This is a genomic window from bacterium, assembly GCA_035308905.1.
GTDB lineage: Bacteria > Sysuimicrobiota > Sysuimicrobiia > Sysuimicrobiales > Segetimicrobiaceae > DASSJF01.
Window position 1 is genome coordinate 50,543 of the sequence record DATGFS010000042.1, and the last position, 18,315, is coordinate 68,857.

The 18,315-nt window shown below is 66.2% G+C and carries 19 protein-coding genes and 1 tRNA gene; 18 read left to right on the plus strand and 2 right to left on the minus strand.

Going from position 1 to position 18,315, the window contains the following annotated elements; genetic code table 11:
* Window positions 1–53: 53 nt before the first annotated feature.
* From VKT83_12980 to VKT83_13060, 17 genes are all read left to right on the plus strand, one after another.
* Window positions 54–491, plus strand: a complete 438-nt coding sequence (locus VKT83_12980; GenBank protein HLY23372.1) for a M67 family metallopeptidase — start codon at window positions 54–56, stop codon at window positions 489–491.
* Window positions 488–916, plus strand: a complete 429-nt coding sequence (locus tag VKT83_12985) for an Rrf2 family transcriptional regulator (GenBank protein ID HLY23373.1) — start codon at window positions 488–490, stop codon at window positions 914–916. Before VKT83_12980 ends, VKT83_12985 begins: the two co-directional genes overlap by 4 nt.
* Window positions 913–1,578 carry a sigma-70 family RNA polymerase sigma factor gene (locus VKT83_12990; GenBank protein ID HLY23374.1) on the plus strand — a complete coding sequence of 222 codons (666 nt, stop codon included), beginning with the start codon at window positions 913–915 and terminating at the stop codon, window positions 1,576–1,578. The genes VKT83_12985 and VKT83_12990 overlap by 4 nt, the downstream gene beginning before the upstream one ends.
* A complete protein-coding gene (rsrA, locus tag VKT83_12995; GenBank protein HLY23375.1) occupies window positions 1,575–1,799 on the plus strand; it encodes a mycothiol system anti-sigma-R factor in 225 nt (74 codons plus the stop codon). The genes VKT83_12990 and rsrA overlap by 4 nt, the downstream gene beginning before the upstream one ends.
* A gap of 32 nt (window positions 1,800–1,831) precedes the next feature.
* On the plus strand, window positions 1,832–2,761 hold the full coding sequence (locus VKT83_13000; GenBank protein ID HLY23376.1) for a hypothetical protein: 930 nt from the start codon (window positions 1,832–1,834) through the stop codon (window positions 2,759–2,761).
* 10 nt (window positions 2,762–2,771) lie between these two features.
* Window positions 2,772–3,482 (plus strand): response regulator transcription factor, encoded by a 711-nt coding sequence (locus VKT83_13005; protein HLY23377.1) that lies wholly within the window; start codon window positions 2,772–2,774, stop codon window positions 3,480–3,482.
* Complete coding sequence (locus VKT83_13010; protein ID HLY23378.1) at window positions 3,479–4,747, plus strand: HAMP domain-containing sensor histidine kinase; 1,269 nt, start codon at window positions 3,479–3,481, stop codon at window positions 4,745–4,747. Before VKT83_13005 ends, VKT83_13010 begins: the two co-directional genes overlap by 4 nt.
* 51 nt (window positions 4,748–4,798) lie before the next feature.
* A complete protein-coding gene (locus VKT83_13015) occupies window positions 4,799–5,617 on the plus strand; it encodes an ABC transporter ATP-binding protein (GenBank protein ID HLY23379.1) in 819 nt (272 codons plus the stop codon).
* Window positions 5,614–6,531: an ABC transporter permease gene (locus tag VKT83_13020; GenBank protein HLY23380.1), complete on the plus strand. Its 918-nt coding sequence runs from the start codon at window positions 5,614–5,616 to the stop codon at window positions 6,529–6,531. The genes VKT83_13015 and VKT83_13020 overlap by 4 nt, the downstream gene beginning before the upstream one ends.
* 98 nt (window positions 6,532–6,629) lie before the next feature.
* A complete protein-coding gene (locus VKT83_13025; protein ID HLY23381.1) occupies window positions 6,630–7,652 on the plus strand; it encodes an ABC transporter substrate-binding protein in 1,023 nt (340 codons plus the stop codon).
* A 129-nt stretch (window positions 7,653–7,781) separates the two neighbouring features.
* A tRNA-Met gene (locus VKT83_13030) sits at window positions 7,782–7,858 on the plus strand.
* Window positions 7,859–8,016: 158 nt separating this feature from the next.
* The gene (locus VKT83_13035) at window positions 8,017–9,339 is read left to right on the plus strand and encodes a tyrosine-type recombinase/integrase (GenBank protein ID HLY23382.1); all 1,323 of its coding nucleotides are present in this window, start codon (window positions 8,017–8,019) and stop codon (window positions 9,337–9,339) included.
* A 130-nt stretch (window positions 9,340–9,469) separates the two neighbouring features.
* The gene (locus tag VKT83_13040; GenBank protein ID HLY23383.1) at window positions 9,470–9,730 is read left to right on the plus strand and encodes a DUF2604 domain-containing protein; all 261 of its coding nucleotides are present in this window, start codon (window positions 9,470–9,472) and stop codon (window positions 9,728–9,730) included.
* A gap of 9 nt (window positions 9,731–9,739) precedes the next feature.
* The gene (locus VKT83_13045) at window positions 9,740–10,453 is read left to right on the plus strand and encodes a putative metal-binding protein (GenBank protein HLY23384.1); all 714 of its coding nucleotides are present in this window, start codon (window positions 9,740–9,742) and stop codon (window positions 10,451–10,453) included.
* Window positions 10,450–10,929: a hypothetical protein gene (locus VKT83_13050; protein ID HLY23385.1), complete on the plus strand. Its 480-nt coding sequence runs from the start codon at window positions 10,450–10,452 to the stop codon at window positions 10,927–10,929. The genes VKT83_13045 and VKT83_13050 overlap by 4 nt, the downstream gene beginning before the upstream one ends.
* Window positions 10,926–12,524, plus strand: coding sequence for a ThiF family adenylyltransferase (locus tag VKT83_13055; protein HLY23386.1), 1,599 nt, complete (start codon window positions 10,926–10,928; stop codon window positions 12,522–12,524). The genes VKT83_13050 and VKT83_13055 overlap by 4 nt, the downstream gene beginning before the upstream one ends.
* Window positions 12,525–12,528: 4 nt before the next feature.
* Entirely contained in the window at window positions 12,529–13,254 is a 726-nt protein-coding gene (locus VKT83_13060; protein ID HLY23387.1) for a hypothetical protein, read from the plus strand.
* A gap of 336 nt (window positions 13,255–13,590) precedes the next feature.
* Here the strand turns inward: VKT83_13060 and VKT83_13065 are convergent, their stop codons facing one another.
* Together VKT83_13065 and VKT83_13070 are read right to left on the minus strand one after the other, a co-directional pair.
* Window positions 13,591–14,004, minus strand: a complete 414-nt coding sequence (locus VKT83_13065) for a DUF3368 domain-containing protein (GenBank protein ID HLY23388.1) — start codon at window positions 14,002–14,004, stop codon at window positions 13,591–13,593.
* A gap of 46 nt (window positions 14,005–14,050) precedes the next feature.
* Complete coding sequence (locus VKT83_13070) at window positions 14,051–15,142, minus strand: helix-turn-helix domain-containing protein (GenBank protein ID HLY23389.1); 1,092 nt, start codon at window positions 15,140–15,142, stop codon at window positions 14,051–14,053.
* Window positions 15,143–17,329: 2,187 nt separating this feature from the next.
* Between VKT83_13070 and VKT83_13075 the strand changes: the two genes are divergently transcribed.
* Window positions 17,330–18,226, plus strand: coding sequence for a 5'-methylthioadenosine phosphorylase (locus VKT83_13075; GenBank protein HLY23390.1), 897 nt, complete (start codon window positions 17,330–17,332; stop codon window positions 18,224–18,226).
* The last annotated feature ends 89 nt before the right edge of the window (window positions 18,227–18,315 follow it).

Below are 18,315 nucleotides of genomic sequence, written 5' to 3' on the forward strand. Positions count from 1 at the left end.
GCGCGGCGATTCGTGTTACAATTGTGGGCGGAAGGATCGGTGGATGCCAGGCGGTGGCGGTCCGGCTGACACAAGCGCAGTTCGAACAGATTCTCGCTCAAGCGCGCGCCGAAGCGCCGCATGAGTGCTGCGGGCTGTTGCTGGGCCGGGGCGATGCCGTAGAGGAAGTGTTCGCAGGGCGGAACGTGGACGAGACACCCGAAACGCGCTACGTCATGGATCCGTTGGATGAGTTGCGGGCGTTTCGCCTGATGGACGAGCGCGGGTGGCAACTAGTCGGAATCTATCATTCCCATCCGCTGACGGAGGCTTACCCGAGCGAGACCGACAAGAACCGCGCGCGTGACGACAAGGACCGACCGCTCTTTCCGGGTGCGCGCTACGTGATCGTCTCGCTGAAGGAACCGGGGAATCCTCGGATTCGAGCCTTCCGGCTCGACGGGGCGGACAAGGCAAAATCGGTCCCCGAAGAGGACGTGGTGGTGACGTGAAGGTCAGCACTCGGGCGGAATACGGAATTCGCGCGCTGATCGACCTCGCTCAGCACTTCGGAGAGGGGCCGGTGCAGAGCCACGAGATCGCGCGCCGCCAGGGCCTTCCCGAGCCGTACCTCAACCAGCTGCTGACGACCCTGCGGCGGGCGGGCCTCGTGCAGAGCAAGCGCGGCCCGAGCGGGGGCCACATGCTCGCGCGCTCGCCGGAAGGCGTCACGATCGGCGAGGCCTTTCTCGCTCTCGAGGGCAGCGTCGCGCCCTGGCTGTGCGTGGAGGACGAGGACGCGCACTGCATCTACGCACCGGGGTGCGGGCTGCGGCCCGTCTGGCAGGCCGTCAAGGCCGCGACGGAGGACGTGCTCAACCGCACCACCCTCGCCGACGTCGTCGGGCGCCCGCTGGCGCCGCTCACGAAGGCGTGACGGCCGCGCCCCGCGGCGGCTGCCAGCACGTCGAGGCTCCGTCCCGCGCGCTCGAGCCGGCGTCTTCCGACGCGGGCGGGCCCGCCGCGCCGGGTTCCCGCGACACGTACGAGCATCTGATCTCCGCCCACCTCGACGGACTCTACAGCACCGCCCGCCGGCTCACGCGCCACGCCGCGTCCGCGGAGGACCTCGTCCAGGAGACGATGCTCAAGGCGTGGCGGTCCTTCCACACGTTTCAGCCGGGCACCAACGTCCGGGCGTGGCTCTACCGGATTCTCATGAACACGTACTTCGACGCGCAGCGCAAGCGCTCGCGCGAGCCGGAGATCGTCGCCGCGGACGACGTCGGCGACCTCTACCTCTACAGCCGGGCGCGCGACGGCGCCGCGCTCGGCGAATCCGGTAATCCGGAGTTCCTGGTGCTCGACCACATCCTGGACGCCGAGATACGGGAGAGCCTCGAGGCGCTGCCCGTGCCGTTCCTTGCCGCGGTGCTGCTCGTCGACGTCGACGGGTTCGCGTACAAGGAGGCGGCCGACGTGCTCGGCGTTCCGGTCGGCACGGTGATGTCGCGGCTCTACCGCGGCCGGCACGCGCTGCGGCGCCGGCTCGTCGACTATGTCCGCCGCCGGCGTCTCGTCCACGGGGGCGGCGTATGAACTGCCGGGAATGCCTCGATCAGATGTGGCAGTACATCGACGGCGAGCTGGACATCGCGTCGAGCGATGAGCTGCAGCGCCACCTCGCGCAGTGCCGCGAGTGTTTCTCCCAGGCCGAGCTCGAGCGCCGCCTCAAAGACATGATGCGGCGCGCGTGCGGCGGCGAGCACGCGCCCGCGCGTCTGCGCGAGCGCCTCGCGAAGATTCTGCAGCTCTATTAGCGGGGGGGCGCGCGCCCCCGGTGCCGCATCCTATGACGCGACGCGCGGCCATCGACATCGGCACCAATTCCGTTCGCCTCCTCGTGGCCGACGTCGGCGAGGACCCGGCGGGGGGCGGCGCGCTCCGGCCGGTGGACCGGCGCCTCACGATCACGCGTCTCGGCGAATCGCTGCATGCCGGCGGATTGCTCACCCCCGACGCGGCAGCCCGCACCGCCGCGGTGGTCGAGGAGTACGTCGCCCGCGCCAAGGAGTCGGGCGTGCCGGATCCGATGGTCGCGGCGACGTATGCGGTTCGCGCGGCCCGCAACCCCGACGCCCTGCTGTTCCGGCTGTCGGTTCCGGTGCGCGTGCTGAGCGGTGAGGACGAGGCGGCGCTCGGCTTTCGCGGTGTCGTCTCGGGGTTCCGCGATTTGGCGCCCGACGCGCCGGTCGCCGTGCTCGACGTCGGCGGGGGCAGCGTCGAGGTCACCTGGGGCACCGCGCGGCACGGGGTCGAGGGAAGCCGCAGTCTCCCGATCGGATGCGTCGTCATGACGAAGCGCATGATCGCGCACGATCCGCCCGTCCCCGCAGAGACCGCGGCGCTCGAGGAGACGCTTGCCGCCGCGCTCGAGCCCGTGCTCGCGCCCCTGCGATCCCGCACGGATCGGTTGATCGGCGTCGGCGGGACGGTCACGACGCTCGCCGCCATGGCGCAGCGGCTCGTGCCCTACGAGCCCGACCGGGTGCACGGGTACCGGCTGACCGCGGCCGAGGTCGGGCGGCTGCTCGAGACGGCGCGCCGCCTGCCGCTGGCCGAGCGGCGCCGGCTGCCCGGGCTGCAGCCCGAGCGTGCGGACGTGATCGTCGCCGGTACCTTGGTCGTGCGCCATGCGCTTGCCTCGCTGCGCTGCGACGCGATCACGGCGAGCGAGGCGGACTTGCTGTGGGCGCTGGTCGCCGCGCCGCCGGCGCGGTAGCGTTGGTACGATGGCCCACGTGCTGGTGGTCGAGGACGACGCGGCGCTCGGCGAAATGGTCCAGCGGGGACTCCAGGCGAGCGGCTACCGCGTGCGCTGGGAGCTCAACGGCGACGCCGCGTACGACGCCGCGTCGGGCGGGGTCTACGACGCGATCGTCCTCGATCTGATGCTGCCGGGGACCGACGGGCTTACGGTGCTGCGGGCCCTGCGCGACGCCGGCGTGCTCACGCCGGTGTTGTGCCTCACCTCGCGCGGCGAAACCGGCGATCGGGTCGCGGGACTCGACGCCGGGGCCGACGATTACCTCACCAAGCCCTTCGCCTTCGAAGAACTCCTGGCGCGACTGCGCGCGCTGCTGCGGCGGCCGGGCGAGACGCTCGTGCCGGACGTCCTGCGGCTCGGCGGGCTCACGGTCTGGCCGCGCGAACGCCGGGCGGCGGTGGCCGGACGGGCGATCGACATCCCTGCGCGGGAGTTCGACCTGCTGGAGTATCTCCTGCGGCATGCCGGCCACACCCTGCCGCGCGACCTCATTACCGAGCGGATCTGGGGCACCGAGCGGCCGCCCCGCGCCAACGTGGTTGACGCGACGATCTCGCGGCTGCGGCGGCGTCTCGCGGCGGCCGGCTGGGACGGACAGATCGTCGCGGTGCCGACGCTCGGGTATCGTCTCGAGAATCGCGGCGCGGCGCCGGTCCGGCGGAGCGTGTCGCCGTGAGGTGGAGCGCCGGCCGGCCGCCCGCCCATGCCGAGCTACTGCGCCGCAGCCGGCTGAACATCGCCGTGCCCTCGGCGCTGATCGTGGCGGCGCTGGTTGCCCTGATCGCCGCCGGCCTGTATCTGGCGGCGGAGCGCGCCGGCTACGCCGCCCTCGAAGGCCGCCTCGAGCGCGTTGCGCTCGAGGCGAGGCACCTCGGCGAACCGGGCGGGTATCTCGTCTTCGATGAAAGCGATCATCTGCTCTCGAGCGGTCCTCCGCAGTACGACGATTCGCGCGAGGGCATGCAGATCGTGCGCGATGCACGGTTCGGCCCGGTCGCCGTGTTGACGCTGCCGGTCACGGCGGACGGTCCCCACGTGGTCGCCGTGCCGGCGGGTCCCGAACTGCGGGCCCTCGATCAGCTGCGGCGGTCGCTCGCCGGGATGACGCTGGCCGCCGCGGTCGCGGCGCTGTGCGCGGGCTACGCGCTGGCCGGGGTCGCGGTGCGGCCGCTCGACCACGCCGTACGCGACCGCAGCGAGTTCGTGGCGCTCGCGTCGCATCAACTCCGCACCCCGCTGTCCGTCATCCGGACCTCCGCGGAGCTGGCCCGCGCCGGCCTCGACGTCTCGCCGGCCGAGGCGCTCGGGGTGATCCTCGAACAGGCGCGGCGCATCGAGACGCTCGCCGATCGGTTGACGCGGCTCGCGCGCGCGGGCGCCGGGGCGCGGCGTCCGCGCGGCACCGTGGAGCTCACCGCTGCCGTGCGCGACCTGGCCGCGCTTTTCCGTCCCGCGGCGGAGCAGGCCGGCGTCGCGCTGGCCGTGGACGCGCCGGACGCGGTGTGGGCGTGGGTGGACCGGCAGACCCTCGACGAGGCGACGTCGCCCGTCGTCGAGAACGCGCTCAAATTCAGCCCCGCGGGCGGCACCGTGACCGTCCGGGTCCGCCGGGATCGCCGCCGGGCGATCGTCGACATCGCCGATACCGGGCCGGGCATCCCGGCGGCCGATCTCCCCCACGTGACGAGGCCGTTTTTCCAGGGTGGGCGCAGGCGGGGCGGGTATGGTCTCGGCCTCGCGATCGCCCAGGCGGCCGCCGTGCGATGCGGGGGCCGGATCGTCATCGCGGCGGGGCGGGACTCCGGCACCATCGTCAGCCTCGTACTCCGCGCGGCATCGCCTCCGCGCGCGCCCCTTCCCGAGGCCCGGCCGAGCGGTGAGCCGGCCGCGGCTGCCGGCGTCATGGCGCCGTCATCTCCGCCCCGTATAGTCGACGATTAAGCGGACGCCCAGGCGCGTCCGCGGCAGGCGGGCGGGTCCCGGGGGGGCGGCGTGGCGGAACAGGGCCGGGCGGCGATCGAGCTCGACGGCGTCACGAAGCGCTTCTGGACGCCGGGCGGAACCTACTATACCGCGGTTCGCGATCTTACCTTCGACATTCCCCAGGGCGAGTTCTGCGCAATCGTCGGTCCGACCGGATCGGGCAAGTCCACGACGCTCGGGCTGATCGCCGGCCTCGACGTGCCGAGCCGCGGCGGCGTGACGGTGCTGGGCGCGCCCGTCGCCGGCATCACGCGCCACGCCGGGTACATGTTCCAGACCGACGCCATCTTTCCGTGGAAGAACGTCGTCGACAATGTCGCGACCGGGCCGATCTACCGCGGCATGCCGCACGCGGAGGCGCAGCGCAAGGCCCGCGACTGGGTGGCCCGGGTGGGACTCGGGGGCTTCGAGGACCGCTATCCGTACCAGCTCAGCGGGGGCATGCGCAAGCGCGTGGCGCTGGCCCAAAGCCTGATCATCGAACCGCGGATTCTCTTGATGGACGAGCCGTTCGCGGCCCTCGACGTGCAGACGCGGACGCTCATGGAAAACGAGCTGCTGGAGATCTGGTCGCAAACGTCGGCGTCGGTCGTGTTCGTCACGCACGACCTCGAGGAGGCGATCGCGCTGGCCGACCGCGTGCTGGTGTTCACCGCGGCGCCGGCCACGTTGAAGCACGAGTACCGCATCGATTTGCCGCGTCCGCGCAACGTCACCGAGATCCGGTTCGATCACCGCTTCACCTCGCTGTACGCGCAGATCTGGGCGGACCTGCGGGATGAGGTCATGGTGGCCTACGAGCGCTCCAAGCGAGGGAGCGCGGCATGACCGCGCGCCTGACGCCCCCGGCGTCGTCCCCGGCCGCGACGGTTCCCTCCCGCGGCGTCAGGCCGCCCGCCGCGCCTGAGCCCTCCGCGATCGAGTTCGAAGAGCAGGCCATTCTCGCCCGCGAGCGCGCGCGCCGGCGCTGGGAGCGCCTGTGGCAGATCGGCGTGTTCGTCGTGATCGTCGGCGGGTGGGAAGCCTGCGCGCGGGTCGGGCTGGCCGATCCGTTCTTCTTCGGGCAGCCCTCCGGCATCGCGGCGACGATCTGGCGGTGGACGACGCGCGGAACGCCGCAGGGGCCGCTCTGGGCGCACGTCGTCGTGACGCTCGAGGAGACGATCCTCGCGTTTCTGATCGGCGTGGGGCTGGGCGTCGTCGCGGGGTTCGCGCTGGGGCGCAACCGCACGCTGGCCGCCATCTTCGGCCCCTACGTGCGGATGGGCAACGCGATCCCGCGGGTGATCCTCGGGTCGATCTTCGTGATCTGGCTCGGTCTGGGGATGGCCAGCAAGGTCGCGCTCGGCGTGACGCTCACGTTCTTCGTGGTGTTCTTCAACGCGTTCCAGGGCGTGCGCGAAGTCGATCCCAACCTGGTCAACAACGCGCGCGTGCTGGGCGCGAACGGCCGGCAGCTCTCCTTCGACGTGATGCTGCCGTCCGCGCTGAGCTGGATCACGAGCAGCCTGCACACGAGTTTCGGATTCGCGCTGGTCGGCGCGGTCGTCGGCGAGTTCATCGGCTCCAACCAGGGGCTCGGCTACCTCGTCGCGGCGGCGCAGGGCGCGTTCAACGCCAACGGCGTCTTCGCGGCGATGGTGATCCTGTCTGTCGTGGCGCTGATCGCGGACGCCCTGGTTACGCGGCTGGAGCACCGGCTCACGCCCTGGCGGCCGCCGGCGCAGCGGGTCGGCCCATAGGGCCCGCGCTCCCGGCCGGCAGGCGAACAGTCCGTCCCAACCAACCGGCAATACGCACGGATGCACGGAGTTCAAACGGTCACACGAGGAGGGGATGCATGAAGCATACGATGCGGTGGATCGCCGTTCTGGTCTGCGCGGCCCTTGCCGGGATCGGCGGCGCCGGAGCGGCCGGCGCGCAGACCCCGCCGAAGTTCAGCATCATGGTGGGCGGGCTCGAGAAGATCATCTACCTGCCCGGGATGCTGGCGCAGCGGCTGGGCTACTACAAGGACGCCGGCGTCAACGTCACGCTGCTCGACGAGGGCGCGGGCGTGTCGGCGGAGGACGAGATGCTGGCCGGACGGGTCGACGCGGTCGGCGGATTCTACGACCACACGATCGACCTGCAGTCGAAGGGCAAGATCCTCGAGGCCGTCGTCATCTGGGACCGCGTCCCGGGCGAGGTCGTCGTCGTCTCCAACCGGTCCGGGATCAAATCGCTCGCGGACCTCAAGGGCAAGCACATCGGCGTGACCGGCATCGGCTCCTCGACCAACTTCCTGGCCTCGTACTTCGTCACGAAGGGCGGCGGCTCGCAGGGGCAGTACACGCCCGTTCCGGTCGGCGCCGGCAACACGCTGATCGCCGCGATGCAGCAGAACCGCATCGAAGCGGCCGTCACCACCGAGCCGACGGTCTCGCGCCTCATGAAAATGGGCGTGGCGCACGTCCTGGTCGACATGCGAACCGCGGCGGGCACGCGCGCGGCCCTCGGCGGCACCTATCCGGCCGCATGTCTCTATATGAAGTCGGACTTTGTGAACAGCCACCGCGACGCGGTGCAGCGTGTCGTCACGGCGTATGTGCGGACGCTCAAGTTCCTCCAGACGCACTCCGCCGCGCAGGTGGCCGAGCAGATGCCGGAAGACTACTACGTGGGTGACAAGCCGCTCTACCTGACCGCGCTCGGCGCGAGCATGAACATGTTCAGCCCGAACGGCATGATGCCGCCGGACGGCCCGCCGACCGTGCTGAAAGTGCTCGCGGCCTTCAACAAGGACCTGGATCCGGGCAAGGTCGAGCTCAAGAAGACCTACACGGACGAGTTCGTGCAGGGCGCGCTGGCGAAGATCAAGTAGCGCGGGCGCCCGCGAAGCGGCGCGGCGCCCAATCCGGGCCGCGCCGTTTTCGCTTTGACAGCGGCCTATCGAGTGGTATAATTTGGGTGTGTCGCGGTGACGCGGCATCAAATGTTCAGATGGTAGCGGCGCGGGGTGGAGCAGTCCGGTAGCTCGTCGGGCTCATAACCCGAAGGTCGCAGGTTCAAATCCTGCCCCCGCTACCAAATAGTGAAGGCCTGGGACGCCCGGAACGCTTGATACTCAAGCGTTTCGGGCTCTCGGCTTTTCTGGGGGGTTTGTTACCTGGGTGCCCGCCGGTACCCGGGAATACCGGCCAGAGGGGTCCGCACAGGGGTCCGCACAAAATCGCAGGAGGGCTCGGGTGGCCAAGCTTGTCCGGGAAGGAGGCAACGGCAGTCGGCAGGTCCGGCGGCCGGACGGACACGCGGAGCAATATGCACGCTCGCCCCGTTGGCGCGTCCGCTTCGTTGTGTCCTATCCGGACGGCTCGCGGACGATCCGCTCGAAATTGACGCCGCGGAAGGCCGAGGCTGGCCTCCTGCGAACCGAGGCCAGTCGCTTCGAGCGCCTGAGCCGGACCGGCACGGCGACCCAGCAGGATCTCGGGCACTTCCTACGCTTGGGCCTCATCTCCAGAGATGACTACCTGCGACTCGGCGGCACGCAGCTCGACATGAGTTGGGACGAGGTGCTCTCGACCTATATCTCGAGCTCATACGGCCGGTGCCGGTACTTCACCCACCGGAACAACGCGGCTCGCGCGGAGCGCATCGTGGCGTTCCTTCGTGAGCGGGCAGCCGTTGCGCGAATCGCCGATGAGGACATCCGCGCCTACCTGACGTCCCGATCCTCCGAAGTCAGCAAGAAGACGCTGAAGATCGAGCTCGACGTCGCGCGACAGTTGTTGGATCACCCCGTCGGCCGCGGGGTCCTCCGGCAGCCGCCGTGGAACCTGCTCATGTCCGCGAACCCGGCGCGGCGTGTCAACGGGTTCGAGAGCACCGTCGCCCGCACACGCTTCCCGCGGGCGCTCAGCTACGAGGAGGACCTGCAGCTCCTGGCCCTGGTGCGAGATATGGAAACCGCCTCACCCGCGCTGGCGGGAGCAATCCTGCTTCTTCGGTTCTACGGTCTCCGTCGGGCGGAGCTCCAGTACCTCACCCATGCGGACCTGGTCGGATCGGCGGTGCTCGTGCAAGCCAAGGCGGTCCGCCCGGATCTGCTTGGGCCGAGCCGGTCCAGCGCCTCGCCGGCCGGCCGCCATCGCAACGTCGTCGAGCGGCGGGAAACGCGGGACCAGTTCAAGGACGGCATGTGGCGCGTCAAGGATCATGAGGCGCGGACCATCTGGATGCCCGGGGCCGGCGACGATCCAGATCCGAGGCCGATGCAGCGCATCCGCCCGCTGCTGCCGTCCAAAACCGCGGGTCGGTTCGTCCTCGGCGGCCACCATACGCTGCATCGCGACGCGATTTCAGCGGCGGTGGAGCGGGTGCTCCACCGAATCGATGCCGCTCTCACCACCCACTGTCTGCGGCACAGCTTTGCGACGTCGCTCATCGGGCGCGGCGTCAATGTGGTGCGTGTGAAGGAGTTGATGGGGCACAGCGACCTGAAGACGACGCTGGTGTACACACACCTACCACGCCGCGGCGATCCCGACGACCTGCTCGATCACCTGTAGGCCTATCATCTGGTCGTTGGAGTCAAACGCAAGACCTATCCGGGCTCCTCGTTGCGCTCGGGCGGGAATGGCCCATCTGCGGTCCCTATTGTGTGGTGGGGGCACCGGTCAACGACGAGGAGGGTTCCACATGAGTAGCGAGCAGAACATCGATATAACCGTGGTCGTGTCGGGGCAAGCCGAGCGGCTAAAAATCAATGTGCATCAGACGCTTGAGCAACTTGTCCGGGATGCGCTTCAGAGGAGTGGCAACCAGGGGCAGCCACCGTCGGACTGGGAGCTAAGGACGGAGAACGGCACCTTGCTCAACCAGAGCTTGACGGTCGCGGCCGCCGGCCTCAAGGATGGGATGACGCTGTTCCTCAGCCCGAAGGCCGGCGCCGGCGGGTAGGAACGGCTGATGGTCCTTGTTGCACCGGAGGTCACGCGGCGGAAGGTCGAGCGGGAACTCAATCTTTGGCGTGAGAACGAGGAAATCTATCGCCGCCGCGGGTGGATCCTCCTCGGCCACCACGACCAAGAAGTCGACGTGGGTTTCCTCGGACAGCTTCCGCTCGGCGCCCGGCCGATCCCGGTCATGGCCGCCTGCGTGAGGATCGACTTCACCAACTTCGATCTTTGGGCTCCATCGGTCGAATTTATCGACCCCATGACCGGCGAGTATACCCCGCCGATCGTGCAGGCGCTCGTCGAAACTGACGAGGGGCCGCGCAATCTCATCGTCTTCAGCCACCCGGACACGAACCGGCCGTTCTTCTGCGTCCCCGGCATCCGCCAATACCACGAACACCCGCAGCACTCCGGCGACTCCTGGTTCCTGCACCGCAACACGGGCGAGGGCAGCTTGGCGACGATCTGCGATCGCGTGTGGCGTGCTATGGCGCGAAACCTTCTCGGCATCCATCTCGAGATGCAGACGGTGCCGGGGCAGCTAAAGCTCCAACTCCGCCTCCAGAACGCGCCGGGCGAGGTGGTACCAGTATTGTGGGAGAACATCAGGCAGGCTCAGCAGGCGACGCGCGTTGCCCAGGCGGGCGGCGTTGTAGGTCAACCCATCCCGCCGGAAATCCTCGCCATGCTCGGGATCGGTTCCCCGCCACAGGTGCCAAAGTGACGCTCGAAGGCGTCCGCGAGTTCATCGTCCCACTGCAGCTCCTCGATCAGGTCCTCGAAGCGCTCCAGGAGGCTGGACGCCACGGCTACGAGGCGTTCATCCTGCTGGGCGGTCACCTCGTTGGGGAGAAGCGCTTCGAGTTCCTGTCCGTGTACTTGCCTGAGCAGAAGACCAGTCGGGGTGCGGAGGGATTACTCATCGTCGTCGACGGCGATGCGCTTTTCCGCGCCAATCGCGCCTTCTACCGGCGTGGCCAAATCCTCGGCGCTCAGATCCACAGCCACCCAGCCTCTGCCTACCACTCGTCGACCGATGATACCTATCCGCTAGTGACCCTATTGGGCGGTCTATCGGGCGTTGTCCCTGATTTCGGCGAGGGCGGGCGTGCTCGGCTAGACTACTGGGCCTGGTACCGGCTGGTGGGGGTTGGACAGTGGGCGCCAATTGGCGATGAAACAAGGATCACGTTTCGATGAGCCTTCCCCGCTTCCTTGACCGCGTCGTCGATGCGGCCGCGCCGGTGCTCGGTGGGATTGATCGCTCAGCAATGCGGGCCAAGCTCGAGAGTTCCTCGATCGCGCTCGTTGCTGGTGACAAGGCCGCTGAAGGCGCGGGCCGCGCCGGCTTCCTTCTCGCGGCGAACCTCGCCGCGCGGATTTACCCACGCATCTGTCTTCGCGGTCCCAACGAGCTGATACGCGCAGCCGAGAGTGAAATCATCCTCATCAACCCGCGCGCCGATATGACCGGCGGCAACGATACGACTACACCGACGCTGTCGTACGAGACCGTCGCCGACGCGGACGCGGCCGTATCAGTTTTCGCCCGCGGTTGGAATGTTTACGTTGATACTACCCCTGATGACCATACTCCAGCCGCAGCCTCGGCGGCGCTCGCCGCGGCGGCGTTCGGGATGGGGGATCTCTTCCGCCTCGTTTTCGCCGCGGAACTAGGTGACCGTGGCCGCCGTCGGCCGCAACCCGGCTCACTCAACCTCGTCACGCTCGGCGACCCACAGCACCTGCCGGTGCCGGCCGGTGTCGAGGTGTCGACGTTTCGCCTCATCGGCGTCGGGGCGATCGGGCAAGCCACGGCCCAAACGCTCGCCCTCTCCGGCGTCCGGGGAACCATGGTCGCGGTTGATCCCGAGAAGGTGGTGCTGTCAAACCTGCAGCGCTACGTGCTCACGCGCGACGCGGACGTCGACGCCGCGAAGGTTGAGTTGGTCCGAGAGCGACTGGACCAGTCCACACTCCAGATCCTCCCGGTAGCTGCCATCTGGCACGCGGACCTTGTTGAGGAACAACTGCCAACGTTAGTCGCGGTCGATTCCGCAGAGGCGCGGATCGCTGTCCAGGCGAGCCTGCCTGGACCGATCTACAATGCGTGGACGCAGCCAGCCGACATCGGCTGGTCGCGACACGAGCATTTCGGCGAGGAGCCGTGCCTCGCATGCCTCTACTGGCCGGACCGCAAGCGGCCAAGTCGGCATGAGCAGATTGCCGCCGCGTTCCGTCAGCACCCGCTGCGGGTTCTAGTCTACCTCCTCCGGCGCTTACCCGTCGGCTTGCCGGTACCGCCGGGCGGGATCCCTGTCGTGCCCGGACTAGACGCCCCGGCCGACGCTGATCGATGGCTCCAGACGGCGCTCGTCGACGACATCGCCGCGGCGGCTGGTGTCGACCCCTCCGAGCTCGTCTCTTGGCGTGAGCGGTCATTAGCTGACGTGTACCAGGACGGCATATGCGGTGGGACCCTCCTACACCTGAACATCGGTGAAGCGCCGCGTGAAGTCGTCGTTCCGCTTGCTCATCAATCAGCACTTGCCGGCGTGATGCTGGCAACGGAATTCATCGTTGCCGAGGTCCCTGAACTCGCAGCTGCACGGCCGTCCACGATCGAGGCTCGCTACGACCCGCTTGCGGGGCTACCGCAGGTCCTCGCGCGCCCCCGAATGCGCGCCGATGGGTGTCTTTGCGCAGACACGTTCTTCCGCGCCGCCCATCGCGAAAGGACGGCCGGAGGCGACGGGGACGCCGAACCCGAAATGCTCAAGGGTGAGGTGACCTAATTAGGTGGACGCCCTTGAAGAACTCAACCGGCGCGGAACGGCGCTCCTGGCCGAGCTCGCGGCTAACCCTGAAAGCGAGTGCTGGCGCCAGTTCGACGCCCTCTTCTACGAGATCATTTGGCGGTGGATCCGTGCAAACCATGCGACGATGGCAGCCCGCGTCGCCCGGTACCTCCAGGTCGAGTGGATCGGCGGCGTGGATATCCTTCCCGAGGAAGTCGACGAAGTGGCCCACGAGGCCACTAAAGTTGCGCTTCAGCGGGTGCGGAAGAATGCCGCGCGTTTCAACCCGAACAGAGGTACGCCGGTCCAGTGGGTCATAGGCGCCGCCGCTTATGCCTATGTCGACGAGGCAAGGAAGGTTTTGAAGGCGCGCCAACCGGATAAGTTCGTCGCGCTTGGGGATCTCGATGAGCCGCCTGATCCGACCCCGACACCTGAAGAAAGAGTCCTCCGCGGAATGGAGGACACTGCAGCGCTCGATGATGCCGCCCGCCATCTCACCGAGAAGGAGTTCACGGCCATTCGCCTTGTAGTAACGGCCGGATACAGCTACGCCGAAGTGGCGAGGATGATCTTCGGCGATGAAAACATGACGAAGCAGGTCGATGGGCTTCTGACGCGCGCGAAAGCTAAGTTGACCGAAGCATGGGCAAATAGAAAACAACAGGCGCGCACTGACGCAACGCCGACGGCTGCCCGCCGTGCCAAGGAGGAGGGAGACCTATGAGCGAGGGCGTCATCCGTGGGTTACCGGCTGCTCTCGCGGTGCTACTGCGCGACCCGAGTGTGATCGTCCCACAGGACGCGGCGGTCTTCGAGTTGATCGCCGCGTGGGCCAAGGCTCCAACTGCGACAGCAAGCGCCGACGTTATGGTGACATCGGATGGCAAACTATTCGAAACGCTTCGCCGGCAGACTAAAATGACGTCATCGACTATAATGGCGGGTTGCCGTTAGTTCGACCGGACAGCTTGGGTTGCCGCGAAAGGTCACGTCGCGAAACCGACACAGGAGCCGTGCAGTATTGGGCTCCCCTCGAAAAACCATGCAGCATTAATTCTAATCATTCTCCCGATCGCCGCCACTGACGAAGACGGTCGTTAACTTCCGCTTGCGGCAGCCATCGGTTGTTTTCCACCATCCTCCGTAGCGCGGCCGCCGCCTGTTGACGAGGCACGAGGTCGTTGCGAACCAAGAAATCGAGTATCCATAGCGTGCCGTGGACGGGAATGCCTTCCTGTTCGGCTGCCTCACGAAGGCTTTTGTCGCTCGTGACAAGAGTAGCGTGCTCGGCCTTTGCCAGGACGAGGCAAAACAGGTCGGCGCGAGACGGCCCGAGATATCGTTGCGCCAGCGCGACAACTTCCTCGACCTGGTCGCCGGTCAGTTCCCGCTTTTGCAGCCCAAACCGGAGCAGTCTCTCCGCATGCGCTGGTTCCAGTTCTTCTTCCACCACGACATCGGGTGCCAGCCACACGGTCGGGAGTCGGAAGACGTACCGTGTTATCCCGCCTTCGCGCAGGTCAACCAGCAGCGTGGTGTCCGAGACGCACGGCGATGGGAATCCCGCCATGATCGCGTTTGACCTCGCGCTGGAAATCCTTGAACGACATGCCTAGCAATTCTGTCGCGCGGCTCTCTGAAATGGCGCCCTCGGACCAAGCATGCATGACCAACTGCTCGAGGCGCTCCGAACGTTCCGGCGGGTATGGATCTCCCGGCTCTTTGACATGCCACCCTTGTGCCTTAAACGCTTTGAAGAGGGCTAAGGCATCTGCGTCGGTGAGGATGCCAAGATCCTTCGCGCGGTAGATCCAGGCTTGCATGCTAAGTCCGTACTTGTGTTTCAGTAGATGGAGCTCGTACGGCGTGAATGTATGCCGCCGGTCCCCAATCTCAGCCACGGCGGCTTGCCGCGGGACAACAAAGGCGCCGGCAAAACGAAAGGCCATCCTTTCCTCATCGACACCCGGACCGGGTTTGAGAAGAAGATGTCCTAGTTCGTGCGCGAGATTCATCCGCTGACGATCTCCCGGTAGACTCTCTTTTAGCGCAATAACCGGGGTCTGCTTCTCGGGACCGAGCCAAAAGGCGCATGCGTCAAACTTGTGATGCGCATCCACGGCGCCTACCTTGATACCGTGGTCCTCGAGCAGCTTTGTTAGGTTTTCGATTGGGTCGACGCCCACTTGCCAGGCCTTCCGTAGAGCCTCGGCCGCCGTTTCGGTATCAGGCAACTGCCCGATCGCGAACGGAAATCCCTCGGGATACGTGAAGGGTACCTGTCGGCGGGTAAGGGTCTCGATTTCAAGATATCGTTCGAGCCACTCTCGTACCCTGGCGAGCGCGGCCTCCTCTTTGCGTCGCGGAAGAGCGGCACGCTTCCGGAAAACAGGTTGCAGCACAATGTCACTCTTGGGACGCACGAAGTACTCGACTCGGACGCCCAGTGCTTTCGCGAGGCGCAGAAGCACTCCGGACCCCGGCTTGTCTAGGCCGCGCTCATACTTGGAGATTGCCTGAGCGCTCACACCTACACGGTCGGCGAGATCGCGAAGGCTCAGGCCGGCCATGAGACGGGCTTCCTTAATGCGCTCTCCAACCGTCGTAATCACCTCCTGGTTCTCAGATCATAGCGTTCAGTTGACATTCTAGCATAAATTATGCTATTTTGTAAACCGACTAAACAAACCGTCGAGGGACAAGGAGGCTCACGCCATGTCGTTGCCGCAGCATACGCGCACGAAGGAAGGCAACTACCGCAGGGCCAGAGGGGACGAAACAGCGAGAAACCTCGCGAAGGACTACCCCGAGTTCAAATCCGTCGATCCCAGGACCAAGCTCGAGACCTTGCGGAGAAAGTTTCAGGTGACGTCGATCAATGAAGTCCGGCGGGCACTCCGCACGCCAAGAGGGCGACACTTCTGAGTCGATCCGGGGGTGGACAAATTTGGGGGCAGATCGATGAGTAGAAAAGATTAGCGTGCGCTCCTGCACCTTCTGGCAGTGACGGGCCGGGTAACCGGCTTGATCGCGGACGCAGAAGAGCATCGCTGGGGTTGCGTCATGGCCGCGGTCGGTTTGCATTCCATTGCGGAGGGCCTCGGCGGAAACTTCGACTTGGGCCTCACATAACTGGCTCGAACTTCGTCCTTTCGACCGGCTTCTGGATCGGCCGTTGCGGGATGGAGCCTGTGGACCGAGCCCGGTGGGAAAACGGTCTGGCTCGCCCTGGCCGCGATCGCGTCCCTTGCTTCGATCTTCAACGCAACGGTAAAGATACCGGATAGGCTTAAGGAGCAAGAAGAAGCTCATCGGGTATTTCAAGGAATTGCCCTCGATCTAGAAACGTACCAAATGGGCTTCAAGCTTGGGAAGGCTGTGAAAGACTTGCAGAAAGAGTTTGATGACTTACGCGCGCGGTACGTTACGGCGATGCAGAAGAATCGTATTACCTTCGACATTGTCTTGACAAAGGGCCTGCAGACGCAGGCGTATGCGAAAACGTACCGAGAGTTCGGGAAAGGAGACTCAGCTTAGCCATGACCAAGCGTCGCAAAGGACCTACTGGGCCACCTCCTCCAACGCCGCCACGGCCGCAACCACCCGCCCCCCGGGCAACAGAGGAGTAAAGGCTAAATTACTCTCTCCGGGGCGAGATGCCCTAATTCTAACGGGATCAACCCCCCTTAAGTTAAGCGGAGTCTTATCCTAGTCGATTCGAAGCCGTCAAATTCGTTCTGAATCCTGCCCCCGCTACCAACAAAAACCCAGATCAAACCCGCTCCAGCGCGTCGCTGGGGCGGGTTTTCTGCTTTCCGGACATCCCGCAGGAAATGCTCGGAATTGTTGGGAATTGCGCGCCGCATGGAGCCGTTCAGAAAGGACTTCCTTTTGCGCCTGGGGCAGAAATCAAAATGGATAGGCAGACCACCGTTTGGGCTTTGAGTTTCCTCGTGGTTATTGTGGGTCTCGGCGTGTTGGTCTACGTCTTCTTGCGGAAACGAGGTTTGGCACTGCACAACGCCGCTTTGTGGGCTTGCACGATCGCATTTGTCCCGATTGTTATCGCCCTATTCTATTTGGTGTACTTGTTCTTTCACACGTGGGAGTTCTGACCATAGGGGGTGGCGCCGCATGAGCTTATGACAGCCTGAGGAGGGCGAGCTAATGCGACGCTGGCACGAAGAACTGCCGCTTATGCTTTGTCGGTGGCGCGACGAACTTCGCAAGCACGGCCTCGATCCCGCCCCGTACCTTGACGCGTACCGATCCGGAGGATCAGCTTCGGTGGGTATCTGTCACTGCGAGAGAGGACCCGGGGTTCTTCGCAAGCGCGATCCTTGGGACTGCGGCCGCCCGCGTTGCGGTCTGTGTCATTGGTCGAAGGTCCACGGCATTCCCGCTCGAGGCAACCGCGATCGATATGCGATGCAGTTTGAGGCGGCGGCGGTCACGGATGGTCTGTTGGCCAATCACGCCGGCCGGCTCGGTCTCGATGCCTTCCGGTAGAGTTCCTCCCGTGCGTTCGTGGATCTCTGAGAACCCCCGCAACGGTCACTGCTGGCAGCGGCGAGCTCCTTGAAGTCGTATATCCGTGTTTCTTCGACGTTGAAGGTGTCGATGCGGTTGCTGAGGGACTGAACTTCCCGAGCGTCGGGGTTGACGTCGAGATTGAACTGAAATTGCTCCATGACTGAGTTCCCTCGGCCGGCTTCGAATCGGAGTCGGGATTTCTAGGGAGTAGTGATTCGACCTGTCACCTCGGGACAAATCGGGGATCGAAGCGAGGAGGTGCGCGCATGGACGGCGGCGTCCCACAGACTCCCTTCGCGCTCATATCGGGGAGCGCGGGCTGGGGACTGAAGTTTCCCGACGATCTCGGCGAACCCGGCGTCCGCGTCATCGAGCGCGGGCTGACCTTCAACACGCCGTGGGGACCGACGGCGAACTGGCAGGTTATCGAATGCGACGGCAGCGTCACCGTGGACAGCAGGCCCCGGTTGGCGCTCAACGTCTTCGCACACGGCTGGCCGCGCGACACCATCGATCACTCCGTGCACCGAAAGGTGTTCTGGGTGCTGGCTCAAGCCGGCGTCAAGAAGGTCCTGGCCGACAGTACCTGCGGATCGCTCAACCGGGCGCTGCAGCCGCGAGATTACATCGTCACAAGCGACGTCCTTGATCTGGGCCAGACACCGTACTCGACCCTCCCGGGCCGCTTTGCGCACCTCTGCCGGGGCGCGCAGTTGTTCTGTCCCAGCCTCATGGGCGCGCTCGAGGCCGTGGCCCGCGAGCTGTGGCCGGCGCCTGCGCGCGTCTACGGACGGGCGAACCGGATCGTCGCCGCACATACGTGGGGACCGCGTCTAGAGACCCCCGCCGAAGCGCGGGCGCTTCAGCTGCTCGGCGCCGACGCGGCCAACCAGAGTATGGCGCCGGAGGCGGGCAACGCACGGGAAATCGGTGCGTGCTTCGTGAGCGGGTCGTACGTCGTCAACTACGTCGACGGCGTCATCCCCGAGGAGTGGGGTGCGCTCGACACGATCCACGATGAGCTGGGCGCGGTGGCCGCCCGTATCAGTCTTCGAGCCGTCGCCCGCGCAGAGCTCACGCACGCGTGTGGCTGTGGCATCTATCGGACGGCCCGTCCGAGCAAGTACCGGACGGCCGCACAAGCGGAGCCGGCCGGCCGCTGAGGTGCCCGAGTCTCCCCCACAGGCGATCGGCCGTGGGCATCGTATCTCACCTATGGTGGACGGGCGGATCCAACGACGCCGCGAGTCCT

Bases quoted from the DNA above. Each gene is read 5' to 3' on its own strand.
- VKT83_13055 (HLY23386.1), top strand. From the start codon at position 10,926: ATGAGCCTTCCCCGCTTCCTTGACCGCGTCGTCGATGCGGCCGCGCCG.
- VKT83_13000 (HLY23376.1), top strand. From the start codon at position 1,832: ATGACGCGACGCGCGGCCATCGACATCGGCACCAATTCCGTTCGCCTC.
- VKT83_13025 (HLY23381.1), top strand. From the start codon at position 6,630: ATGAAGCATACGATGCGGTGGATCGCCGTTCTGGTCTGCGCGGCCCTT.
- VKT83_13005 (HLY23377.1), top strand. From the start codon at position 2,772: ATGGCCCACGTGCTGGTGGTCGAGGACGACGCGGCGCTCGGCGAAATG.
- VKT83_13075 (HLY23390.1), top strand. From the start codon at position 17,330: ATGGACGGCGGCGTCCCACAGACTCCCTTCGCGCTCATATCGGGGAGC.
- VKT83_13040 (HLY23383.1), top strand. From the start codon at position 9,470: ATGAGTAGCGAGCAGAACATCGATATAACCGTGGTCGTGTCGGGGCAA.
- VKT83_13020 (HLY23380.1), top strand. From the start codon at position 5,614: ATGACCGCGCGCCTGACGCCCCCGGCGTCGTCCCCGGCCGCGACGGTT.
- rsrA (HLY23375.1), top strand. From the start codon at position 1,575: ATGAACTGCCGGGAATGCCTCGATCAGATGTGGCAGTACATCGACGGC.
- VKT83_13045 (HLY23384.1), top strand. From the start codon at position 9,740: ATGGTCCTTGTTGCACCGGAGGTCACGCGGCGGAAGGTCGAGCGGGAA.